The 19596-nt window shown below is 68.4% G+C and carries 18 protein-coding genes; 11 read left to right on the top strand and 7 right to left on the bottom strand.

Annotation, left to right across the window (positions count from 1 at the left end; translation table 11 throughout):
* Window positions 1–250: 250 nt before the first annotated feature.
* From Ssi02_RS28965 to Ssi02_RS28955, 3 genes are all read left to right on the top strand, one after another.
* Window positions 251–796, top strand: coding sequence for a DinB family protein (locus tag Ssi02_RS28965; protein ID WP_204030756.1), 546 nt, complete (start codon window positions 251–253; stop codon window positions 794–796).
* Between the two features lie 185 nt (window positions 797–981).
* Complete coding sequence (locus tag Ssi02_RS28960) at window positions 982–1212, top strand: hypothetical protein (protein ID WP_204030755.1); 231 nt, start codon at window positions 982–984, stop codon at window positions 1210–1212.
* Between the two features lie 73 nt (window positions 1213–1285).
* Window positions 1286–2062: a hypothetical protein gene (locus Ssi02_RS28955; protein WP_204030754.1), complete on the top strand. Its 777-nt coding sequence runs from the start codon at window positions 1286–1288 to the stop codon at window positions 2060–2062.
* A gap of 190 nt (window positions 2063–2252) precedes the next feature.
* Here Ssi02_RS28955 and Ssi02_RS28950 read toward each other — a convergent pair whose 3' ends face one another.
* Window positions 2253–3422 carry an ADP-ribosylglycohydrolase family protein gene (locus tag Ssi02_RS28950; protein WP_239129951.1) on the bottom strand — a complete coding sequence of 390 codons (1170 nt, stop codon included), beginning with the start codon at window positions 3420–3422 and terminating at the stop codon, window positions 2253–2255.
* A gap of 237 nt (window positions 3423–3659) precedes the next feature.
* Between Ssi02_RS28950 and Ssi02_RS28945 the strand changes: the two genes are divergently transcribed.
* Both Ssi02_RS28945 and Ssi02_RS28940 read left to right on the top strand, forming a co-directional pair.
* Window positions 3660–4316: a hypothetical protein gene (locus Ssi02_RS28945; RefSeq protein ID WP_204030753.1), complete on the top strand. Its 657-nt coding sequence runs from the start codon at window positions 3660–3662 to the stop codon at window positions 4314–4316.
* 190 nt (window positions 4317–4506) lie between these two features.
* Window positions 4507–4926, top strand: coding sequence for a hypothetical protein (locus tag Ssi02_RS28940; RefSeq protein ID WP_204030752.1), 420 nt, complete (start codon window positions 4507–4509; stop codon window positions 4924–4926).
* A 189-nt stretch (window positions 4927–5115) separates the two neighbouring features.
* On the opposite strand, the gene Ssi02_RS28935 is transcribed toward Ssi02_RS28940, so the two are convergent.
* On the bottom strand, window positions 5116–6189 hold the full coding sequence (locus Ssi02_RS28935; protein WP_204030751.1) for a hypothetical protein: 1074 nt from the start codon (window positions 6187–6189) through the stop codon (window positions 5116–5118).
* A gap of 265 nt (window positions 6190–6454) precedes the next feature.
* On the opposite strand from Ssi02_RS28935, the gene Ssi02_RS28930 reads away from it, so the two are divergent.
* Complete coding sequence (locus Ssi02_RS28930; RefSeq protein WP_204030750.1) at window positions 6455–6748, top strand: hypothetical protein; 294 nt, start codon at window positions 6455–6457, stop codon at window positions 6746–6748.
* Window positions 6749–7388: 640 nt separating this feature from the next.
* Window positions 7389–8855, top strand: a complete 1467-nt coding sequence (locus Ssi02_RS28925; protein WP_204030749.1) for a hypothetical protein — start codon at window positions 7389–7391, stop codon at window positions 8853–8855.
* 243 nt (window positions 8856–9098) lie between these two features.
* On the opposite strand, the gene Ssi02_RS28920 is transcribed toward Ssi02_RS28925, so the two are convergent.
* From Ssi02_RS28920 to Ssi02_RS28910, 3 genes are read right to left on the bottom strand one after another with little or no spacing between them, the layout of a single operon-like run.
* Window positions 9099–10970 (bottom strand): MFS transporter, encoded by a 1872-nt coding sequence (locus Ssi02_RS28920; protein ID WP_204030748.1) that lies wholly within the window; start codon window positions 10968–10970, stop codon window positions 9099–9101.
* Window positions 10971–10992: 22 nt separating this feature from the next.
* Window positions 10993–11499, bottom strand: coding sequence for a DMT family transporter (locus Ssi02_RS28915; RefSeq protein WP_204030747.1), 507 nt, complete (start codon window positions 11497–11499; stop codon window positions 10993–10995).
* A gap of 7 nt (window positions 11500–11506) precedes the next feature.
* Window positions 11507–12193, bottom strand: a complete 687-nt coding sequence (locus Ssi02_RS28910; protein WP_204030746.1) for a hypothetical protein — start codon at window positions 12191–12193, stop codon at window positions 11507–11509.
* A gap of 661 nt (window positions 12194–12854) precedes the next feature.
* Here Ssi02_RS28910 and Ssi02_RS28905 point away from each other — a divergent pair.
* From Ssi02_RS28905 to Ssi02_RS28890, 4 genes are all read left to right on the top strand, one after another.
* A complete protein-coding gene (locus Ssi02_RS28905; protein WP_204030745.1) occupies window positions 12855–14252 on the top strand; it encodes a hypothetical protein in 1398 nt (465 codons plus the stop codon).
* 42 nt (window positions 14253–14294) lie between these two features.
* A complete protein-coding gene (locus tag Ssi02_RS28900) occupies window positions 14295–15851 on the top strand; it encodes an RAD23 family protein (RefSeq protein WP_204030744.1) in 1557 nt (518 codons plus the stop codon).
* A 550-nt stretch (window positions 15852–16401) separates the two neighbouring features.
* Window positions 16402–16716 carry a hypothetical protein gene (locus tag Ssi02_RS28895; protein WP_204030743.1) on the top strand — a complete coding sequence of 105 codons (315 nt, stop codon included), beginning with the start codon at window positions 16402–16404 and terminating at the stop codon, window positions 16714–16716.
* 142 nt (window positions 16717–16858) lie between these two features.
* On the top strand, window positions 16859–17227 hold the full coding sequence (locus Ssi02_RS28890; RefSeq protein WP_204030742.1) for an MmcQ/YjbR family DNA-binding protein: 369 nt from the start codon (window positions 16859–16861) through the stop codon (window positions 17225–17227).
* Between the two features lie 112 nt (window positions 17228–17339).
* Here the strand turns inward: Ssi02_RS28890 and kynU are convergent, their stop codons facing one another.
* Both kynU and Ssi02_RS28880 read right to left on the bottom strand, forming a co-directional pair.
* The gene (kynU, locus tag Ssi02_RS28885; RefSeq protein WP_204030741.1) at window positions 17340–18560 is read right to left on the bottom strand and encodes a kynureninase; all 1221 of its coding nucleotides are present in this window, start codon (window positions 18558–18560) and stop codon (window positions 17340–17342) included.
* 48 nt (window positions 18561–18608) lie between these two features.
* Window positions 18609–19595: an amidohydrolase family protein gene (locus tag Ssi02_RS28880; RefSeq protein WP_204030740.1), complete on the bottom strand. Its 987-nt coding sequence runs from the start codon at window positions 19593–19595 to the stop codon at window positions 18609–18611.
* Between the last annotated feature and the right edge of the window lies 1 nt (window position 19596).

Here is a 19596-nt window from a genome sequence, read left to right as displayed (position 1 = left end):
TTGTCTTCCGGGTGCCAAGCGTCTTCCCGGGGTGCCAAGCACGGGTGGCGCCTTTTCTCACCGACCCGTTACCCCGGCTTCCGCCGTACCCGTCCCGACGGCTCCCGGCCTTCCCCACCGGGAGCTGTAAGCCGATTTCTCAGCGCTCCCCCGGCCGGTCACCGGGCGGAGTGCCTGCACACGAGCACGGGGGCCTCCGCAGGGCAAATGCAAGTGCTTCTTGTCGGTGGTGCGTGGCAGGCTGGCCCGCATGACGGACACCCCGCAGCCCATCTATCCACACGAATGGGCCGAAGGCTCACGCAGCGAGTTGCCGGAGATGGGTGACGAACGGGAGCTGCTGACCGCGTTCCTCGACCACCACCGGGAAACCTTCGAGCTGAAGTGCGCGGGTGTGCCCCGCGAACGGCTGTCCGAAAAGGGTGTGCCCCCGTCCACACTGAGTCTGCACGGCCTGGTGCGCCACCTGACGGAGGTGGAGCGGTGGTGGTTCCGCCAGCAGTTCGCCGGGGAGAATCTTCCCGATCTTTATTACACGGACGACAACCCCGACGCCGACTTCAACAGCCTGGGCGGCGACGTCGACGAGGCGTTCGCGGCGTGGCGGGCGGAATGCGCCGCCGCACGGGACATCGTGGCCCGCGCCCCGTCCTTGGATGAGACCTGCATCCGCCGCTCAACCGGCCGTCCCGTCTCCCTGCGCCGCATCCTGCTCCACATGATCGCCGAATACGCCCGCCACAACGGCCACGCCGACCTACTCCGCGAACGCATCGATGGCAAGACGGGCGCCTGACGCGGGCTCGTGCCGGGTCTTCCGCCACTAGTACACGCACTCGCACACTCCCTAAACGGATGAAGCATGCGCCGTGGCCCCATTTCGCTATAAAGCCGGTGCAACAGGGAATCAAACACTGCGCTTACCCCTCATGTAGTAGAACAAGGTCAAGAGACCTATGCTCCCCGAAAGGGCTTCCCCCCATGAAGAGGTCAACCGCCGCTCTCACCACCTGTGCAGCTCTCCTTGGGCTGGTCCTGGCGATCCGGCCGTTGTCGACGACGCCCGAGATGACGAGCGCGATGGAGAGGTTGCCGGTCGAGGCGGTCCCGGTGTTGTTCGCGGACAACCGTCCGAAGGTCAAGCTGTATGTGTTCACCAGCACGGAAACCCGCGAGGACCCCCTCTGCGACTCGCTCACACGGCACACCTGATCCGGCGGGCGAACCTTTTCCCACTCGGACGACTCTCATTCGGTGAACACACCGATAAGGGAGTTTTGTCTGCATGTTCCGTTTGCTTAGCACCGCCTGCGCCACACTCACCCTGTGCGCCACGGTCCTCCCGGTTTCCTCCGCCTCTGCCGCCACCTCCGACGTGGTGTACGGCTACGCCTGGTCGGACGGCCCTTCCACTCTGCGCGTCGCCCCCGCCAAGGCCAAGATCAAGCGAGTCAAAGGTGTGGCGCCCCAACACGAGTTGACCCCCATTGCGCGGGCGTTGGAGCGGCAGATCGACTACACCGACGTGGATTTCCGCCGTGTGACCGCCAAGTGCGACCTGAAGGAGACCGAAGGCGTCGCCAAAGTCGACCGCGACGGCCTGGGCACCACCCCGTGCAAGGCGGCCGACCTCGCGTTCGCCCTTGAACTCGGCCCGGTCCCCGTGCGATTCACCCCACCGGCCACAGCGGGCGGCCGGCCGGTGATCCACGAGTTGCTCACTCCGCCCCGCGACCAGAAGAGCGCCTACGGCACCCTCAAGCGCCACAACAACACAACCGTGATCTTCCAGCGGGGGAAGTCCTCGGCCAAACTCGGCTACACCATCGTGACTTTCAACCGCACCACCAAAGGGTGCGCAGACGCGTGGGCGGCCGGCACCCGCAATGCCGGCCCAGGCGGGCTCGGCACCAAACTGTGCGACACACGCGCGCTCACCAAGACCCTGAAGAGGAGCACCGCTCCGGTCTGCGCCAAGGTGGATTACGACCCCGTCAGCGGGCAGCTCTTCCAGATCTGGGAAACCTCCCGGACCAAACCGGCCTGCCGTACCTCCCGATAAGGCACCAGGCCCTCTCCCGGCACGCCGGTTCGATTCGAGTGAGTGCCCGGCGCCGCAGCCAAGCAGGGGTACGGCTCACGCCACGCCGACCGGCCCACCAGGAGCGACCCGCCGAACGAGAGCCGACCCGCCGAACGAGAGGCGATCGGCCGAACGAGAGGCGATCGGCCGAATGGGAATGGGGGGCCGGTCAATCGCCCGGATACTTGGCCCCCCAGAGGTCTTTGACGTCGGGGCCCGAGAACTCAATGGCGAAGTCGTCGGCGAGCTCGGTGATGACGGCGCGGCCTTCGAGGGGGACCAGCCAGTCGGCCGGAAGTGCCTGGTCGCCGTGGAGGGCGCCGAGGATGTTGCCGCAGATGGCGCCGGTGGAGTCGCTGTCGCCTGAGTGGTTGACGGCGAGGAGGAGAGCTCGGCGCATTTCCTCGGGCTGCCCGGCGACCAGGGCGCAGTAGACGGAGATGGCGAGGGCCTCTTCGGCGATCCAGGCGCCGCCCAGGGATTCGATTTTCTCGGGGGTGGGGTCGCCACGCCCGGCGAGGGCTATGGCCGACTGGAGGGCGTTGGCGGTTTCCTCGTGGGCGGGATAGGTCACGAGGAGGTCGAGGGTGGCCTCCACGGCCTCGCGCAGCGGCAGGCCCTGTCTCAGCACGTTCACGAGGGCCGCCAGTGCGCCTGCGGCTATGTAGCCGGTGGGGTGACCGTGGGTGATCTGGGCGCACTCGGCGGCCAGCTCGAAGGCGTGGCGGGGTGTCTCGGCGGCCAGGCCGAAGGGGGCGGAGCGAATGACGGTGCCGCACCCTTTGGAGCCGCTGTTCACAGGGCCGGGGCAGCCGAACTCGGGGGCGGCGCCGCGGAAGCGGCGGTGGCTGAGGCCGGACAGGCAGGCGTTGCCTGGGGCTCGCCGGGAGTAGAGCCAGTGCTGGCGGCGCAGCCAGCCGTTGCGTATGCCGTCGTCCTGGGGCGGCGGGCCGGGATACTGCTGGGTGTCGAGCCAGCGCAGATAGGCGCGGTGCACGATGTCGGCCTCGTCACCGCCAAGGCCCAGCCAACCCTCACGGTCGTCACCGTAGCCGGTACGGCTGTCGCCGCCGCCAAGTTCGCCGGACACGCTGTGGGCGCGCACGTTGGCGCGGATCAGGGCTTCCGCGGTGAAGAGGGTCATCTGGGTGTCGTCCGTGATCAGGCCGAGGTGGCCGGAGTTGTCCGGGACGAGGCTGGTGATGCCGGCTGTGCCGTACCTTTGGCGGATTCGGAGGGTTGAGTCGAATTCGATGGGTGCGCCGAGCGCGTCGCCGATGGCGCCGCCCAGTAGGCATCCGCGAACCCTGCTCTGATAGACAAGTCGAGCATTCGCCACCAAACCAGTTCCTCCCATGGTCACCTGACCATAGCCGAGATCCCGGATCACGACATGTCCATACACGTGGAGCTATGTCCTGGTCACTGTGGCGTTCGGGTCTTTTTCGCCTACCCTGATTTCTGCTGCAATTGGGACACATGATGCCCATGTCATGGTTACCTGGTTAATCTTGCGCGAAAATCTGACCGCTGAGACCCGAGCGAGACTGGGACTCCCCGGGGGAAGAGGACGTGGATGGCCGAGGAGCACGCCGACCGTTCGAAGGCACGGCTCCGGCCGCCTTACGGCAGACCCGTGTCCAAAGAAGACGACATTTGGCGCGCCTGGGATACCTGGCAGGACGACGACGAGGAACCCCCGCCCCCGCCCGGTGAGCGCCCGCGCGCCAAGCCGAAGTTGCTGCCGCTCGTCGCGGTGTCCGGGGTGGTGGCGGTGATCGTGTTCGGGGTGTGGCTCGGGTGGCCGGATCCGGAGGCCGGGCGGGTGGCCTCTCCGGTCGCCTCGCCGACGACGAGTGCGGCGTTCGCGCCGGTGCCCGCCGATCCGAGCCCCGTGATCGACACGCCCCCTCCGCCTCCGGGTATGGAAGCCCCCACAGCCGACGAGCCTCTCGCCACCAAGCCCGTCGCGACGCCGCCCGGGCCTCCGCCCCCTGCGGCCACGCGGCCGGCGGTCCGGCCGACCAGAAAGCCGCCGGTGGTGAAGCGGGCTCCCGCGACTCCGCGCCCGACGAGGGCCACTCGCCCGACGGCGACACCCAGGCCGAAGACGAGACGGCCGACGGGATATCCGGGCACCGGCCCGACTGTCGCCCCTCCGCCGCCTTCGCCGTACGGCAACGACCATGGCACCGGGCCGACGGAGCCGCCGCCGCCTCCCGGGGGACGCTGACGGGTCCCCCGCTATCTCAAGGCCGGGGAATGCGGTACGGCATGCCGCATCACGTTTAGATCACATCGCTTTGCCATTGTGGTATGGGACTGCCGGATCGCCGTCCGCAATGCCTACGATCAGTTCGATGACCTGACAGGCACTTGTCAAATCCTCGATGATTTGTTGTAGTCGCGGTGAGGAGACGTGCATGACACCCATAGAACTTGAGGAGTTGGCCCGGGCGAAGCCGCGTGGGCGTCACGCGAGACCCGAGCCGGTCTCTCACCCAGAACAGCCCTTTCAAGAACAGTTCACACCGTTCTTCGACAACCTTTCCCGGCCGCGCCGGCAAAACGACTCGCCGCTGCCGAGGCACGCGACCGCGGACGACGCCGCCACGATGCAGTTTCCTGCCGTCGTCGCGACCGGTCCGCTTTCGGCGCCCACCCCCGCCGACTACGCCGGCTTCGCCGGGCCCGGTGATTTCGCCGGCCCGCCGGTGCAGCACGGTGTCTACGGCGGAGGCTCCCCGCAGGCAGGGCCTGATATCGATGTCGGTCTCGCGCTTCGCCGCCTTCGAGACGCCGCTCTTCAGGCGGTGGCCGATATCGACATCGCCCTGCGGTGAAATTTTTCCGCAGCCGCACTCCGCTTACTGCCGGATCGGCCGGGAGCATGCGGGACTGGCCGGGAAAGATTCCCCCTGTCGGCCCGGATCGGTCTTCAACGGCAGCCCGGACCGGACCGTGATCATAGAATCGTCGAGCCGACCGAAATCCGTCGGCCGGTTCGGCGCGATTTCGTGGAACAGATTTCGTTAAACCGATTGGAGGAACGCCCGATTGACCTCCGCGTCCAGATGGATCGACTCCGGCGACCGTCCGAGGCCCCGCAGCACACAGCAGATGTACTGGTGGAGTTCCGGACTGATCAGACGGCGGGCCGGGATAGGCGTGATCAGATAATGCGTATAGGCGGTCGCCAGCACATAGCCGCGCGTGGCGAGTTCGGCCACGCTCCGCACCATCGAAGGCAATAATTCCGCAGGCCAATGGGCCTGGACGAAGGCCAGCAGCTCGCCCCCGAGCACAAGGTTGCCCGCCGCTCCGATCCGCTCGTGCTCGTCCGGGTGGCGGCAGCGTGGGAGGGCGGTCCTCTGCACCCTGGAGATCGGTGGGCGCCACATGGCCTCAGGGGGCAGAACGGGCATGTCCTTCGGGTCGTCCGCTGGCCGCAGAGCGGCGATGATCGGAACAGAGTCCACGACATGCATGATCGTCATCTCAAGGGGATGGCCGAGCGTCAGCCCCTGCACCGCACGCGGCGCGCGTTCCAGCAGCCGTTCCTTCGCCGACACGTAGGTCGCCACCGGCACGTCACGGTGTTGTTTCAGCGGTGCGATCTGCTGTTCCGCGAGGCCCGCCGGGAGGGCGGCGCGGTATCTGTCGATGACCGCAGGGATATCAAACAGTTCGCCATACGTCTGCGCCCGCCCCGCGATGATATGCAGCCGATCGTTGCGGATCCTCCCTCCTTCTATGTATTCCTCTCGCTCGAAGGTGTAGATGAGCCCCGCCGCGCCGGCGCGCTCGCACCAGGAGAGCGCGTCGGGACCGTCGAGGCTGAAAGAGGCGAACGGCACCCACCCCGCCAGGAGTGCCTGCGCCTTCCAGGCGTTCGCCCAGGCGTCACCGTCGCCGCCGTACGGCGTCGCCGCCGTGGTCATGGCCAGCCGCTCGGCCAGAACGAGATTCCATGGGCTCAGCAGGGAGGAGTCGAAGACCGGAAGGGAACATTCCACTTCTTCCCACTGCCAGAGCAGGTGACCGTTCCAGCATGCCACTCCCTCGCGAATCCCCTGTGCTCCGCGGCGGTAGTACAGGCCATGCATAACCACTCCGTCGACCGCCCACTCCCCTGTAGGGAAGTGGAGGTCGGGCCGGGGGGGCACGCGATCGTCAGACGTGCTTACCCAATCGCCCACCATTGTCCTTTGCGTGTTGTGAGGGTGCTGTTTTGTGAGGGGATATGGCCAGATAGATCACTTTGATAGGTCACCTCCGAGGCTGTCAACTACAGTGAACACCCCTGGTCTCGGACATTTTTCTAGGCGGCGGCGCGGGCGAGTTTTGGATAGGACAAAAAGAAAAGGGATCATGGACGACTTTTCGGCAAAACTCCGCTACCTCTGGAGCACCACCCGTGCCCCGGACGGCGGTCCGTGGTCGACACGGAAGGTAGCGGCGGCCATGGCGGCGGCCTCCGGCGGCCGAGTCACCATCAGTCATACACATGTCGCCAACTTGCTCAACGGGGTGGAGAACGATCCACGACTAAGTTTTGTCGCCATGCTCACCGTGGTGTTCGACGCACCGGAGGACTACTTCGTGTGCGGAGCCATCTCGGAGATAGCCCGGACCATGGCAGCCGAGGGAGCAAGGAGCAGCTGACCTGGCACGCCGGTGCGAACACCGCAGGAAAGTCCATTGTGACTGCCCGAACGCGGCAGTGTGGCCCACTCTCCCGATGTCCGCCGCCAATGTGCACATTTTTACGGCGACCTTCCGAGCACCCAGGCAATCTCCCGGCACCCCCCAGGAATTATCGCAGGATTTATGACGATAAATCCGCTTGTTCCCGCTACGTCCGCTATGCCACTTAAAGTCGGTAAATGCCATGCAATGCTGCGCTGCTAAACCCATCTAACCCAGCAATCAGCCTTTCCCCACTGTGTTCTCCGTCACAATAGGCCACTTCCCCCCATCTCTCATTCCTTCCGCACAGCCCCCGCAGCCACAAGACCGTCACCCTCGCCCCAATCACACACAGTGGCCCCCAGTCCGAAAAGCCTTCGGACGGCTTTCGGACCGGACCCCAGAGGTTCACTCCAGGGGCATCAACCCAGCTCAACCCCTCAATTCCCATGCTTCACATGCCTCACTTGCCTCACATTTTGGGACAGCTCAAGAATTGCGCCGACAGATCACCATGTGCTACTTGATTGACAGTGCATCGTGACTCATTGCCAGGCGTCCGCCTGACATGTGCAGACGCGGGGCGACCGGCCCCCCGATTCCGCGGGCCGGCGACGTGGAGACGCTGAACCGCGACCCGGTCGACGGGCACCCTCACACGCTCTCCGGCCCCCAGATGGCCGAAATCACCGCGACGCTCACCGGCGATCCCCGTGAACACGGGCTCACCTGCGCGTTGTGGACCCTGGCGGTGGTGCGCGACCTCATCGCGACGCGCTACAACGTGCGTCTTGGCGAGTTCGCCGTCCCGTCGCTGCTGCGCATGCTCGGCCTCTGGCCGGCCCACCCCCGCTCCTTCGGCGCGGGCACCGACCCGGAAGAGCTCGCGCAGTGGCGGCGCCACCGCTACCCGGAGCTGCGCCTGCAGGCGCAGCAGGCGGGGGCGTCCATCTGGTTCGGCGACATCGTTCCACTGGGGGGCGGTATCACCCTGATGATGGCGGGCGGCATACGTGGTCCCTCACAGTTCGCCGCCTACCGGGATACCGGCGTCATCGATGCGTTCACCAACTTCTGTCGTCGATTATCGGAGACAAGACCGGCATGGCTGGTGATGACCCCGCACCCGGTGCACTTGGCCCGCCCCGTAGCACGACTACGCGAGGAAGGCGCACTGAAGTTGTGCGTCGTGCCACGCGCCCTCGCGGCGGCCGAAACCGCCGCCGAACGCTGGCGCGCGGCCAAGCACCGGGCGCTGCGCAACAAGCACGCGCGGGCCGACCTCCTGCGCGCCCTGCATATGGCGGGCGCGAGGGAGGTCGCCACGTTGTGCCGTGCCGCCGGACTCGCCCGTGTCACCGGGGAGGAGGTGCTCCGCACCGACGTACGCCACCCCGAGGAGCTGTCGCCGTGGCGCACCCTCCTCGACGAGTTGACCGCGGTGACCCGGCGGGTCGACACCGCCGCCGGAGAACGCGACCGCCTCGTGGCCCAGTGCTGGAACGCCGGTGTGAGCAGCGTCGGCCTGCTCGCCCGCACCGGCGGCCTGCCGCGGGCCCGCGTCGAGCGGGTGGCCGCGGCGTTCCCCGAGGTGGCCGCCGAGCGGGAGCGCCTGCTCACGCTCCTCGCCCTGGCCGCGGAGCGGGGCGACGAGCGCGACGAGCTCGCCGTGGCGTGCTGGCGCGCGGGGGCGACCACCAACGTCGTCAGCCACACCGGGCGCATCGGACGTCCCCGCCTCGCCCGGGCCATCGCGATGTACGGCGCAGCTGTCACGCGCGATCGCGAACGCCTGCTCACCATGCTGGCCGACTCGGCGACAGCCGTACACCAAGGCACCATGATCAAGGACCGCCTCATCCGCCGCGCCCACCAGGTGCTGGCCCGCATGGCGGCCAAGGCGGAGGCGAGCGAACGCGACGAACTGCGCGCGCGAGCCCGCCGCAATGAGATGATCATGCATTGCTGGCGGGCGGGCGTTCGCACGATCTCCCTGATCGAACGGCGCACCCGCCTCCACCAGTCGGTCACCTACGGCGCCCTGCGCGCCTCAGGCATCGACCCACCCGTCCTGCGCCGCTGACCTCCCCGGCCCCGCCGTTCTCCGGACACGGCGGGGCCGGGGCCGGCTCCGCCGTACTTCCCGGACCGCCGACCCCCGGCTCCGCCGTACCTTCTTCAGGCTCTGTGCGGCGTCGAGAGCGCCGAACGCGGCGAGGACGCGAGTCGGGGACCGGCCGGGCTCCGCCGTACTCCTCACGCCCTGCCGTCCTGCGCGGAGGCGAGAGCGGCGAGGCCAGGGACCGGCCGGGCTCCGCCGTACCCCTCACCTTCCGCCGTCCTGCGCGGAGGCGAGGGCGCCGAAGGCGGCGGGGATGCGGGGCATGGGACCGGTCGTCCTGCCGGGGAGGGTGCCGCGGACGGCGGGGATGGGGCCGGTCTCGATGCTGCGGCGGCCGCCGCCGTACGGCGGAAGTGCGGCGAACTCCGCCATCGGTGGCTTCTCCCGATAGACCTCGGCTTCGGCGACCACCTGGTCGTGGGCGAGGGCCTCGTGCACAAGCCTGGCGGCGAGGGGGTCGAGCCCCGGGTGGCAGTCGCAGCGGAAGGTCTCGCCGGCGCCTGTCGCCTCGGCCGGCAGCAGGGCGTCGGCGACCGCGGCCACGTCCACAAGGGCGGTGCGCAGGCCGACGAGGACCCGCCGGGGGATCGCGACCATCTCGGTCGGCTCCTGCTGTAGCCGGGCCTCACGCGCCGCCCTGGACTCACGAGGAGGGCGGGACGCGCGGGCCTCCGCCGCGACGGCGGTGAGCGCGAAGATCCCGGCGAGTACGGCACAGGCCAGGCAGGCCGCGAACACCGACGTATAGCCGGGGAGCGGCCCGGGCAGGAACGGGCTCTCCAGGATGGCGGCGGCACCGGCGACCCCGAGGACGCCGCCGAGCTGCTGCCCGGTCATGTGGGCGCCGACGGCGGCGGCGTATTGCGAGGGGTAGGCGGGCAGGGTGCCCACGCTGAAGGCGCCGATGCTGAGCGCGCCCAGCCCGACGCCGAGCACCTCCGCGGCGGCGAGCCACAACGACGAGGGGCCTGAGCCGGTGAGCAGGAGCACGCAGGCGACGCTGATCAGGAATCCCCCGATGTAGATCAGCCAGCGGGGGCCGGTGCGCCTACCGGCCCACCCGGCCATGGGCCCGGAGATGACGAGCCCGGCGAAGACGGCGACCATGATGGGCCCGACCTGCGCCGAGGCGAAGCCCCACTCGCGCAGATAACCCGGCGCGACCATGAGCAGCGGGAAGGACATGAGGCCGTAGAGCACGGAAGCCGCCCACCCGAGCACGAACCCCTTGCGGCCCCACATCGCGCCCTCGACGACGGGCACGGAGTGCCGCCGCCCCCGCCATACGGCGAGGGCCGTGCACACCAGGCCGCCCGCCGCGCAGCCGGCTACCTGCGGCGAGGTCCAGCCCCACGCGGTGCCGCGGGAGATCGCGAGGGTCAGCGTGCCGACGCCGACCACCAGCAGGCACAGGCCGAGCAGGTCGGGCAGCCGCCCGCGGGAGCCGCGCGACCTCGGCAGGCCCGTCGCAGAAAGCAGCAATACGGTGCCGGCCGCGACGATCGGCAGGAAAAGCGCGCGCCAGCCGTACCCTCCTGCGAGCCACCAGCCGCCGGCGTGCAGCAGCAGGCCGCCGAAGCCGGAGGCGCCGGTCCAGATCGCCACGGCCATCGGGCGGCGTGCGGCGGGAAGTTCGCACAACATCAGCCCCAGTGAGGCGGGGATCATGACGGCGGCGCCGATGCCCTGCCCGGCGCGGGCGGCGATCAGGAACGTCCAGGAGTCGGAGGCCACCGCCGCGAAAGCGCTCACCGTGAAGGTCGCGAGGCCGAGCCCCAGCAGCAGCCGGCGGCCGAGGAGGTCGGCGAGGCGCCCGGCGGCGGCCAGAAGAGCGGCGAACGGCACGATGTAGGCGACGCCCATCCACTGATGCCCGCCGGCGGGGATCTGGGTGCCCGCGAGTTCGGCCATGGCGGTGAGGCTGAGCACCGCGGCGATCGAGTCGGCCGTGGCCAGGGCCATCGTGCCGGAGCAGACCGCGACGACCAGTGCCTTGCGCGGCCGCGAGGCGGTCGCGCCGCGCCGCCGCGCTCTGGCCGATTCGTGGGGGACGATGCTGACCGACTTCTTGGCCATCGGGCACTCCCGGTGTCGCTACCTACCTGGTTGTCGGGATGCGGGGTACGGCGTCGGCCGCCACGACGCTTGGCGCCGCCGTGCCGACGGGCTCGCGGGTGCGGAGGTCCGTGATGGCGCCGCTGAGGTCGCCCAGTGCTCTGACCAGCGCTACCGCGGCGTCGGGCCGGGCTGTGACGACGGGTTGCGCGCCACTCGCCGCCGGGTCGGGCGAGGGGGCGAGGTTCAGCAGCGCGACGCCGGAGATGACCATGATGATCGCGACGGTCTTGACGATGTTCACCGACTCCTGGAAGAACAGGGCGCCGATGACGGCGATCGCCGCCGTGCCCACTCCCGACCAGATCGCGTAGGCCACGCTGACCTCAAGCTGGAGGCGGAGCGCGCGGCCGAGCGCGATGTAGGAGGTGACGTAGCCGAGGATCACCACGATGCTGTAGCCGCGGTGGGCGAACCCGTCGCTGAGCTTCAGCGCGGAGGTGGCGATCACCTCCGTCACTATCGCCAGGGTGAGCAGGAGCCAGGCCATCGTCTGCTCACGACGCATGACGTGCGGACAGCAGGCGGTCGGTCAGGAGGCTGGCCTCACGCAGGGCGGTGTGCCGGGCGGCCTCCTGGCTGGGGGCGTCGGGGGACAGGCCGTACCAGAGGGTTTCGACGGTGTGCTTGGCGACCGCCAAGTGCTGGTCGCAGAGGTTCATGACGTCTTTTTCGAGCTGGGCGGCCTGGGCGAGCAGCAGGGCGAGCACCGATTCCCTGGCGACGCGGGTGAGGCCGGAGATGTCGCTGATCCTGGCGGGCCAGCGGAGATATTGCGTGGAGATATGGGACAGCACCGACGGTTCGATTTCGGACAGGGCCGAGCCGGGGAAGGCGTCGCGGTAGCCCTCGGTCACGGAGATGGCGACGGCGGCGGTGCGCAGGTGCGAGTTCTGCAGGCCGCCGAGGGCGACTCGCAGTGTGTGGACGCGGTGGGCGAGGTTGGTGGCGTTCCAGCCGAGCACCATGAGGCCGATGCCGGGTTCGACGACCGTCTCCCAGCCGACCAGGCGGAGCTCGCGGAGCATCTGGTGGTCGGCGATCCAGCGGTCGCCGGGTCTTTCCCACCCTTCCGTCCAGATGCGTACTCCGCCACGGGGTAGGGGTGCGACCCGCACCTCCGCCGCCGTGACCACTCGTGCGCAGATTCGCTCGACCACCTGGGGCAGGGTCTCTCCGGCCATACGACCGCCTCCACTCCATCGAAGGGACGAATAGCGGTTACCGCTGTCTTGACTGACTGCCTTGCATTCTTGTCAAGTTCGTCAAACGGAGTGTAGGCAGGGAAATATGACAACGACAGTAAGGAAAAATGACAGACCTTACATTGTGACCATTTTGTGACAGGGGTTGCGGGGGTTAGTAGCTGCTTATGGGCCTATGTCCAGTTTTCAGGGACAGTGAGGGAAGTGTTCGCCACGCGGCGTAGCCGCTCTTCAGTGGGTTTGCGGTGCCTGTCTGGCGGAAGCGAACTTGACAACCTGACTGAGCGATCCTGACAAAGGTCGTGACGGCCACTCTGACTGCGATCAGGGGCGATGTTGCGGATATCCGACTTCTCCGGCGGTACGGCGGGAGCACGCCGTACCATGAGCCTTGGATCTTGGGCAAGCAGCCGAGAGGCACGGCCCATCAGCCCGTTCGGTTACAGAACGGACACAATCCCCATCCGTCTCAGCAACCGCATGGATGCGCATAAATCACCGTAGCTAGCCTACTGTCACGTTTACTCCTTGTTTTACAGGGATCAAAGGACATCCCCCGGGTTGGTGGGCATAAGGAGAGGCGGGCATGTCTGACTCCTCGCGCGGGCGACACCCATATGGCGATGGCCATGATTCGGCCATGCCGAAACCCGAGTTTCGGCATGAGGAGAAAGACCCTTTAGAGGCCGATAAGCGGAATGACGAGGAAGCGCGCTTCTGGGCGGAGAACGAGTACGACCTCCCCCACGAGCAGCGCCCCCCTTCCCTGGGCAAAGCCGAGTCTGCCGACAATCCTTCATCCGGCGCCGCTTCCGACGAAGAGATCGAATCGCGCGGCGCCTCCGGCCCGGAATCCGACGCCCGATCCGTGTCCTCGCCGGCCGGGAGCCCTCCGTACGGCAGTGCCAAGGCCGGCAGCGCCCGATCCAGCAGCGCCCGGTCCGGTAGTGCCCGCTCAGGTAGTGCCCGCTCAGTTGACGCGAAGTCCGGTGACGGGAAGCTCGACGGTGGAAAGCCCGGCGGCGGAAAGCGCAGCGGTGACAAGCCCGGCGACGCGAAGCCCGGCGCCGGTGCCCGCAAGGGCCGCGAGTCCACCCCGCCCACGCGCTACAACTGGCACGGCGACGACCTGAGCGACCTCGACGAGGACGACGAGGCGCCGGCCGACCGGACCCGCCCCGCGATCCGCCTCGGCCGCGTCGCCCTCGTGGCCGCCGCCGGCATCCTCGTGATGCTGCTCGTCGGCGACATGCTCTTCGCCCAGCCGCCCACGGTGCCCGCCACCAACATCAGCGCCCCGCGCACCATCCACCTCGAAGCACAGGACGACCCGGTGAAACTCCAGGCGCCCCCACCCCCGCCGGGCGGCGCGGAAGTGGCGCCGAGCATGCCGGTGCCCACCGGCCCCCACGGGACCCTCGCCCCGCCACCCGCCGGGTCACCCGCGCCGCACACCAGGGTGCCGCATGCCGCGGCGCCGCCGCCCCCGGCGCGGCGCCCCGCGGCCACCCCCTCCGCCAGGCGCCCGAGCCCCAAGGCGACCCCGAGAGCCCGGCCGACCAAGAACAACCAGGTGCAGCCGAACCGCCGCCCCGTGAACCCGCCCCCGCCGCCCCGGGGCGGTGAACCGCAACGTCCCGCCCCGACCCAGCCCAACAACCCGCCGACCAACGCCCCCGCCCCCAAGCCGGCGGCGCCGCCGCCCCCGCCGCCGCCCGCGCTCCGCGCCTCTCCGGGCTCCCTGCACATCGCGGACCGGTCGTCGGGCTCGGTCACCCTGACCGCCACCGGCGACGTCACCTGGTCGGTGTCCGGCACGGGAAGCGTCAGCATCGGCGTCTCCCCCAGCAGCGGATCGCTGAGCAACGGAGCCAGCACGTCGCTGACCCTCACGGCGGCCACGAGCGGCTACCCGAGCGAGGTCAAATGCGGTGCGCCGTACAGCAGCTCGGTCTACGTGCAGTGGTCGGGCGTGAACAAGGGCGTGCGCAAGAGCGACAACCTCAGCATCACTCTGACCAACTATCGCCCCTGCTAACCCCTGGTAATGACGTCCGTGTAAATGAATCGAGGAGCTCGGATGCGCCTGCACAAACGGGAATGGATCATCGCCATCGTGGCGATCATCCTGACCGGGCTCGTGTCCATCCCCACCGGGATGGCCGTGGCCGACCGGATCCCGGGAGGGGGAGCGACCGACCGGTGCGCCGACCTCTATGAGAAGGACAGCGCGGAATACAACAACTGCACGTTCTACATGGTGGAGCCGGAAGAGAACCTGGAGTTCGTCAGCAGTCACGGCGACGGCGGCGGTCAGCCGACCGCCACACAGGCCGAGGTGCGCCCGCCGACGACCTTCTGCGTGAACGCCGACGGCACGAGCACCTCCGACACCGCCGGCGCCGGCGAGTGCTCGCGCAAGATCACGTGTGTCTGGGACGACGCCGTCGGGAAGTACACCTGCCAGGACGCCCGCGGCCGCAAGGTCAACCCGCCGCGGAGCGTGTGTGAGCAGAACCCCGACTTCGTGTGCGGCGACAACACGCTGAGCAGGACCATGCCCACCCCGGCGCCGACCGCCCGCGGGCCCGTGGAGCAAGCCGACCCCGAGCCGGTCGTGGACCCGTCGCCCGACCCGTCCACCGATCCCTCAGCCGTTCCCACGGTCGAGGGGTCGATCCTCCCGTCGCCGGCGCCGACCGCCGTGCCGAGCGCGTCACCGACCGCCTCGCCCTCCCCCAGCCCGACCGTCGCCCCCGGCGACGTGGTCGGCCAGGCCCTCAAGGAGGCCAACACCCTGGGCCTGCGCATCTGGCTGGAAACCGATCTGGTCGCCTCCTGGCAGGCCGGTCGCGCCCAGCTGAACGCCGCCGCCGCGAGGCTCGCCAAACACGCCGCCAAGCCCGGTGTCTTCGGAGTCAAGATCGCTTATGACCTGGGCATGCGCGGCGGGTTCACCAAACCCACCCAGGTGCGTAAGTTCGTCGCCGACGCGTCGGCGGCCCTCCGCGCCGTGTTGCCCGCCGGGCGGCAGATCGCCGTCGACGTCGTGATCCCCGAACTCGGCTGCGGCACCAACAAGGCCTGCCTTGAGGCCATGCGCGCGAAGTATCCGCTGCTCACGCTGGCCAACGTCGAACAGTATGTCCTCACCGGCGCCGTCGACGCCGTCAACGTGTCCGGTGGCCTGTTCACCAGCCTCTACCAGCAGTGGAAGATCACGCCCGACCGTGCCACCCGCGCCCACTGGATGGGCCTGCGCACCCGCAACTGGGCCACTCGCGTGCCCGGCCTCTACATCGGCGCCCGCGAGATCGGCCTGGCCCACGCCGGCGCGAGTTCCAAGCTCACCGCCGACAGCGCCGAGGCCTCGGTCAAGGCCCGCGTCGACCTGCCGCTCCGCAACGGCGTCCAGCACGTGGTCCTGTGGACCTGGCGGCAGACGTGGGACAACAACACGTGGCGCCTCATGAACGAGGGCATCGAGCGCAACGCCGTGTGGAACTCCCTCCGCGCCCGCAAGGCCCTGCGCTCGGTGGGCATCTCCTTCAACCCCGCCGAGGTCGAGCGGAGCGTCGCCGACGACCTCAAGGCCATCGCCGACGTCGCGGGCCAGGTCTACGTCTACGTCCCCTGACTCCCCCGCCCTGACGGGCACCTGTGGCCCCTCCGCCGCCAAGGCGTGGGGGCCACAGTCATGTGGACCCCCGGCGCGATGAAAGGGATGCGGACCACCGCAAGCCGGTACGGCGCAAGCCGGTACGGCGCAAGCCGGTACGGCGCAAGCCAGCACAACCAGGGCGGAATCGTGGACAAGTGACGGGAGTCCGCGGCCGGGGCTCCGCCGTACGAGTGGGCCTCGTTAGTGGTAAGCCCTTGGGGAGAGGTGTTCGCCGAGGAGGTGGACGGCGGCCCGGTTGTGGGCGTTGTTAGTGGGAGCCCTTGGGGAGGGGTTCATCCCATTCTTGTGGCACTTCGTGCTGACTATGTCCATCAGACGTGATCATGCCGCTGAGTAACCCTATCGAGCCTGTCGGTATTACATGGCTCATTTTGAAAGTGGATCTCTCAAAAAATATGAACAAATGTTGTGTATCGCTCAGCGCCGCACGTAGCGTCCTGGTCATGACCGGCCTGTGAATCCTCTCCGACCCCCCACCAGGTCGGGCATACCCCGAGGTGACAGCATGAGCATCCGCCTTCGATCCGCCCAGCTAGAGCAGCTACGCCGGCAATGGCCTGACTGGTTCATCTGGAATAGCGATGCCGGCAACTGGTATGCCACTCGTCGTGGTGCGGTGTCGGGAAGTCAGCCGTTCGACGGATACGCAAACACGGTGGACGCGGACACCGCAGCGATCCTCATCGGGAAACTGCAACGGCAAGCTCAGCTCAGTGCCGAGCACAAGGATAGCGAGTTTCCCCATGAACGGATGAATTTCGACCACACCGACACATTTGCCGACAAAAGCCCCGGGCGGCTCGCGGGTTCCGACCGCTGAACCCGCGCCGCCCCAGGGACGTGGCCGGCCCTGAGGGATGGGCCTCGGGCGCGGCGCACGACGCCGTGCCCGAAAGCCATCCTCCCGCAAAGGCCTGCGGCATCTCGCGGAAACTGTCGGTGCCGAGGGCCACAATGGCCGGATGAGCGACTGGCAGGACACCCTCGAAGAGCTCCGGGCGTTCGCCTTGGGCATGCCGGAGGCATACGAGGATCACCCGTGGGGCGACACCGTCGTCAAGGTCAATAAGAAGATCTTCCTGTTCCTCGGCCCCGACAATCCCACACCCGCCTGGGAGCCGAGGTTCACCGTCAAGCTGCCCGATTCCCATGGCCACGCGCTCTCCCTGCCCGGGGCCACGCCGACGGCATATGGCCTCGGGCGGTCTGGCTGGGTGACGATCCCGCTCACCGAGGGCGGCCCCGGCACCGAGGTGTTCCTCGACTGGGTCGACGAGAGTTACCGCTCGGTCGCACCCAAACGACTGGTGGCCCAGCTCGACACGCCCTAGGTCTCAGCACACTCTGGGTCTCGAGTGGCGCAGCTCGACACGCCCTAGGTCTCGGCACACCCTAGGTCTCGATGCGCCTAGGTCTCGACATGCCTTAGGTGCTCGACATGACTTAGGTGACGGCCAGCCGCTGGGCATACCTCTCGTCGCGCCACAGCTCCTTGTCCAGCACCTCCCCGATCAAGGCCGCCGCGTCCCACACGTCCACATAGCGCAGATAGAGCGGCGCGAAGCCAAATCTGAGCAGTGAGGGAGCTCGATAGTCGCCGTGCACGCCGCGGTCGATGAGGGCGCGCATCACGGGATAGCCGTCGGGGTGCAGGAAGCTGACCTGGCTGCCGCGCTCATCGGGGTCGCGTGGGCTCGCCAGGGTGAGGCCGCGGTCGCCGCCGGCCTCGACGAGGTCGATGAAGAGGCTGGTGAGCGCCACACTCTTGGCCCGCACCGCGTGCAGGTCGACACGTTTCCACATCTCCAGGGCGGCCGACAGGGCGACGCCCGAGAGCACGTGCGGGGTGCTGACGGCGAAACGCCGGACGCCCTCGGCGGGGCGGAAGTGCGGTTCGAAGGCGAAGGGCTCGGCGTGGCCATACCACCCGGACAGCACGTTCTCGGCGTCGGCCTGGTGGCGGGGCGCGACATAGAGGAAAGCGGGTGAGCCGGGGCCGCCGTTGACATATTTGTAGGTGCAGCCGAGCGCGAAGTCGGCGTCGCCGACGTCGACGGGAAACGCCCCGACGCTGTGGCACAGGTCCCACACCATGATCGCGCCGGCGGCGTGCACCTGGGCGGTGACCGCCGCCATGTCGCGTCGGGCGCCGGTGCGATAGTCGACCTGCGAGAGCAGCACGGCGGCGACGTCGTCGCCGAGGGCGGTGCCGAGGTCGCCGATGTCGCGGATCTCATAGCCGCCGCCGAGGCCCTTGACGAGCCCTTCGACGACGTAGCGGTCGGTGGGGAAGTTGCTCAGATCGGAGACGATGACCCGCCGGTCGGGCCTGAGGCGTGCGGCGGCGGCCATCGCCTTGTAGATCACGACGCTTGTCGAGTCACCCACCACGACCTGGCCCGGGCCGGCGCCGATGAGGGGCGCGATGCCGTCGCCCAGGTCCGTGGGCTGGTTGTACCACCGTGCGCTGTTCCAGCCGCCGACCAGGCGGTTGGCCCATTCGTCGTTGACGGCGGCAGAGATCCGCTCCGGTGCGCTTTTGGGCATGGCGCCGAGGGAGTTGCCCGTCAGGTAGATCATGCCGTCTGGCAGGGCGAACTCATCCCTGAAGTGCTTCAGGGGGTCGGCGGCGTCCAGTGCCGCGCATTCCTCGCGGGTCATCATCACTCTCCCAAATACCCCATGAGGCCGATCTGACCTTCTTAGGGGACGTTATGCCGGACTCGGCTCCAACGCCAGGAACCGCTGTGCGTTACCGCCGAGCACCTTGGCCTGTGCCGTACTCGACAGGAACTCCGCCTTGTGGATCACGGTCCCCACCGGTGACTCACCCAGGGGGTACGGAAAGTCCGAGCCGAGCATGACCTGGTCCTCGCCCATCACGTCCACGAGCAGGCGGAGGGCCCGCTCGTCGAAGACCACCGAGTCCACCGAGAACCTGTTCACATAGTGCGAAGGAGGGAACTCCGACACCCCGATCACATCCGAACGACGGTGCCAGGCGTTCTCAAGCCGGCCGAGCCAGAAGGCGAACGAACCGCCGCCGTGCGCGAAGCAGATGCGCAGCGAGTCGGGAAGGCGGTCGAAGACCCCACCGAGGATCATGGCGAGGACCGACAGGTGGGTCTCGGCCGGCATGCCGACCAGCCACCGGGCCATCCAGCGATCGAGCCGGGGCCCATCGGGCATGTCCCACGGGTGCACGAAGACCGGTGCCCCGACCTCCGCGCAGTGCTGGAGGAACTGCACGACGCCCTCGGCGTCGAGGTCCTGGTCGCCGACGTGGTTGCCGATCTCCACACCCCGGTGGCCGGCCGCCATGGCCCGGTCGAGTTCGGCGCAGGCGAGGTCGGCGTCCTGCAGCGGCACCTGGCAGAACGGCACAAGCCTGGGATCAGTGCAGATGTCGAGGGCGAGGTCGTTGAAGACCCGGCAGATGCCCGCGGCCTGCATTGCGGGCCGGTCATAGGCGAAGAAGACGGGAGTGGGCGAGACGACCTGCACGTCCACCTTGTCAGCGTCCATCTGCTCAAGCCGCCGCGCGGGGTTCCAGCAGTCGTCCTGAATGCGGCGGAACTCCTGATCGCCCACCATGATCGTGGCCTCGCGCTCGGAGTCGACGCGGAGCCGGGGCCCCAGCGGCCAGCCGAGGTCCGGCCAGCCGCGGGGCACGTAGTGCGAGTGTACGTCAATGATCAAC

The organism is Sinosporangium siamense (assembly GCF_016863435.1).
Taxonomy (GTDB): Bacteria; Actinomycetota; Actinomycetes; order Streptosporangiales; family Streptosporangiaceae; genus Sinosporangium; species Sinosporangium siamense.
Note: the sequence above shows the minus strand (reverse complement) of the source record. Positions and strands in the feature narration are given on the sequence as shown.